This is a genomic window from Cytobacillus firmus NBRC 15306, assembly GCF_001591465.1.
Classification (GTDB): Bacteria; Bacillota; Bacilli; order Bacillales; family Cytobacillaceae; genus Cytobacillus; species Cytobacillus firmus.
In genome coordinates, this window is the sequence record NZ_BCUY01000157.1 from 1 (window position 1) to 3,687 (window position 3,687).

The following is a 3,687-nucleotide window of genomic DNA, read 5'->3' on the forward strand; positions in this document are numbered from 1 at the left end:
CACCCATGTAACACCGTAACAACCGCTTGACCTTATCATATGGACATTCATCGATTTTATGCAGCATCTTTACCGGGCCTGGACACCCCGGAGCCGCTTTTCGTATGGACATGCAGGACAGGAACATGAAACGGTGGATTCGACCGGTGATTCAGGAATATAGCACAAAAAGAAAAGCCCACGCAGTTGGACGACTGCGTGGGCTTTTTCTTTCGCTTCGCGTGGACTTGCATTAGGGTTCACAGAACTTCTAATTCAAGCCATGACGTTCTGCTGGTTCGCATGTGATTCCGACACATACGAAAACGTAAATGATCCAGTTAGCTCGCTCCAGTGTCGCTGATGGACGTCAGCTTTTAGGCTCGTTGGCTAAATCACTCTTTTGCAACAACTCCTACTAAAAGTATATCACGATGTGTGATTTTGTAAACCACAAAGGGCAAAGTTTATGATTATAGCGATAGACGACAGCCCGAGTCAACCGCTTTCCCTTCTATTCTGTGTTTTAATTCTCGACGCCTCGCTTTACCGCTGATCCAACTGGTAGCAAGCCTTTCCTCCATCGGCATTACCCAACTTCATTGGTACTACGCTGCTATCCGACTTCCTACAATCGGCATTTGGTTTCCTTGCTTGTTATCGTTTGTAGACAATACTCTTCAAAAGATAAGACCGATAGGGTCTCCTGAGTTGCCGTATCATATCAGTGTGTAGCATGCCAAGGTCTTTGACTCCAGGGAGGGTTTACCCTTCTTGCCTTTGACGAAGGATAAAATGTTGTTTTCTGCACCCAGGTAAGGCATCAGCCCTCCCGCTTTACTGACGGTTATGGAGTTCAAATCCCTTCAACCATTTGGCTTTCACCTAACTGTCTACGCTTAAAGGCTAAAGCTACCATTAGCCCTCTAATACTCGCTACGAGCGAATGGCTAGTTCTTACTCGGCGGGAATCCCACCTGCTATATGATAAGACCTAGGCTAGGCCGCACTCCTGCATCGTTACTTTAAGTGTAATTGTTCACAAAGCCATCTTACCACCCCTTACGGTTACACAGAGAAGTAATATGTGCAAGATGATGTCTCCCATCCCAAGCGTAGATTCCAATGCTTTTTCCTAATAAAATCTCACCAGAACCAGGGTGAAAAATGACTTTTCCATATCAGCAGGACTTATACTACATAAAAGTTTGTCCAGCGTTTGTGCAGTAAAAGATAAATGGTGAGTTGTTGATGTTAAATTACACTGCTATAAAATACTTAGATCCTTGATGTATGATGAAATTCATTCAAAAAACATGCAGCTGATGAGCTAAGTGAAATTATAAAATTATTAGGTTATGCCACTACTTTCTTAATTTTATACATTTTTAAAAACCAAAAGGGAGCTAAATAGCTCCCAATGGTTTATCGAAACTTTATTGTTTCTAACCGGTTTGTTTGATATAATAAATCTCAGTTTATTTTAATGAGTTGTTAGTTCCAGCGAAAAACTAACATTCAAGAGTAGGGCTTTTTAAAAGCCCTACTTTTCTTTTCTTACGCCTTTAAAAGGTTTTGGACTGCTTGTTTTCTGGTCCATGAATCTCCCGGTTCCCGCATCTCTTTTAATCCAGTTCCCGCTTGGACCTTTAAATTGTGATCTTTCCTTTATTGCCCCAACACGACCGTTTCCAGGTGTTCCATTCTTAGCCAATGTATATCACTCCTTATTGATAGATATAACGGATGGTGAAATCCGGATCAATTTGATAGCCAAAGTTTACCGCAAATCGGTTGCTGTTTTGAAGATGTGCTACTTGTTCAGCAATTTCTCGTTTTTGTTCATCAATTCCTTTGGTTTCATTTGGATCGATTTGCGCTCCAATTGGCGTTAAAACCGTCACTTGAACGCGTCCACCACTTGTGTTTAACTCCAATCCATCGAACGGAAGTGTGATTTTGTAATCAAATGCTTTTGGATTGTCTTTTACCGGGTACAGTTTGTGTTCATAAGATAAATGATACGTGTTCGGTGCATCTGGAATTGGAGTGAGTGTTGATTTCTTTAACACTGTCCGCAATAATAACTTAGCTGCGTCCATTTTCACTTCTTCAAGATTTCCTGCTTCAGCTTGTTGTTGAACATCTTCTGTACCTTTTAATACATTTTCTGCTAGTGTCGGTAACATTGTAATACCTGTTGCATCAAACATTGCTAATACTTCTGGTGGTACGGAAACCCCGGCTGGAACATACCATGACCATTCAGTTGGAAGCGGTTCAGTTGTAACAAGTAGTGTTTCAACTCGTGCGATATCGTATTTGCCTCCGTTATAACGAGACGTTCCAGTAATTGATACGGATAAATCTTGTAATTGAATTTTCATTTAACCTTCCCCCTATAAATTTGTAATCAAATGACTTGTCCGACGAGCAGCAATATTAATCTTTTTTACGTTTCCACGATCAACCCATTTCAAAAATTACGCTTATAACGTAATTTTGATTCTAAAATAAATATAAGACATAGAAAAATATAAGTCAATACATTTTTTACGTATTGAACGTAAAAAATAAAATATGTTACACTTTTAACGTAGGAGGAATAACTTATGAAATTTGGAGAACGTTTAAAATCACTTAGAAAATCAGCAGGATTTACACTTGCCCAATTAAAAGAAGCCACTGGGTTATCTGTGTCCTATTTATCGGATCTTGAAAGAGGAAGAACAAATCCTTCGGTGAAAACGCTTAACAAACTAGCAAGCCTTTATAACATTTCTGTTTCCTCTTTAACAGAAGGGATTGAAGGTTATGGAGTCAATAACGAAGAAGAATTGATTCCTGAAAGCTTGCTTGCACTAAAAAAAGATCCGGATATCGGAAAAAACATTACGGATGAGGATCTTTATTCTCTTAACAGAATTTCATTACGAGGTAAACAGCCTCAAACAGCATTGGAATGGAAGGAGATCTATTTGTATTTAAAAAGAATGTTGCCAGGAGATGAATAAATGGAAATTCCTCAAAATTTGAGAAAACGTATGGAACAACTGGTGCAGAATACAATCATAGATTTTAACTTAATAGGGGTCACAACACCTGAAGACGCAGCAAAAAGATTGGGTTTAACTATTCACAATGGAAAACTTCTACAAGTTGATGGAGTTTTTGATGAAGAAAGAAGAGTCATTTTAATTAACGACAATGTAAAGCTTGACCAAAGAAAGCGTTTCACCTTATATCATGAAATTTGTCATTACCTACTTCGCAATGATGATGAGTTCTTTTCTGATTTAAACGATTTATATGAAGATGACGATGAATTCAGGAAGGTGGAAGAAAGACTTTGTGATATTGGAGCAATTGAATTCGCAGCTCCAAAAGAAAATGTTAAGACATTAATTAATGAACATGGTTTTTCTATACATTTACTATTTGAACTTGAAAATAAATACAACTTATCCAAACAGAGTGCTATGTGGCGATTAGCAGAATGCGCTCCCCATCCCTGTATCCTTGCCATCTGTCGGGTTGATTTTGACATTTTCCCACTAATCAAGTTAGTACCAAAAGAAATGAAAGTTGAGAGTGCCTGGACTTCTGAATGGACGCCATACAAATTAAGGAAAGAAACCCCTATCCCTGATGACCACCCTATTTGGGCTACATATAATTCTTTTGACGATTATTTTTCTATTAAAGATC

Annotated in this window: 4 protein-coding genes; 2 read left to right on the forward strand and 2 right to left on the reverse strand. The window is 38.6% G+C overall.

From position 1 onward, the window contains the following. Positions 1-1,522: 1,522 nt before the first annotated feature. On the reverse strand, positions 1,523-1,693 hold the full coding sequence (locus tag BFI01S_RS23600; RefSeq protein WP_169799797.1) for a hypothetical protein: 171 nt from the start codon (positions 1,691-1,693) through the stop codon (positions 1,523-1,525). A 13-nt stretch (positions 1,694-1,706) separates the two neighbouring features. After that, complete coding sequence (locus tag BFI01S_RS21220; RefSeq protein WP_061794354.1) at positions 1,707-2,366, reverse strand: hypothetical protein; 660 nt, start codon at positions 2,364-2,366, stop codon at positions 1,707-1,709. A gap of 225 nt (positions 2,367-2,591) precedes the next feature. Here BFI01S_RS21220 and BFI01S_RS21225 point away from each other — a divergent pair, with 225 nt between their 5' ends. After that, on the forward strand, positions 2,592-2,993 hold the full coding sequence (locus tag BFI01S_RS21225) for a helix-turn-helix domain-containing protein (protein ID WP_061794355.1): 402 nt from the start codon (positions 2,592-2,594) through the stop codon (positions 2,991-2,993). After that, the coding region (locus tag BFI01S_RS21230; protein ID WP_156478364.1) for an ImmA/IrrE family metallo-endopeptidase at positions 2,994-3,687 on the forward strand (694 nt) is incomplete at its 3' end.

Bases quoted from the DNA above. Each gene is read 5' to 3' on its own strand.
- BFI01S_RS21220 (WP_061794354.1), bottom strand. From the start codon at position 2,366: ATGAAAATTCAATTACAAGATTTATCCGTATCAATTACTGGAACGTCT.
- BFI01S_RS21225 (WP_061794355.1), top strand. From the start codon at position 2,592: ATGAAATTTGGAGAACGTTTAAAATCACTTAGAAAATCAGCAGGATTT.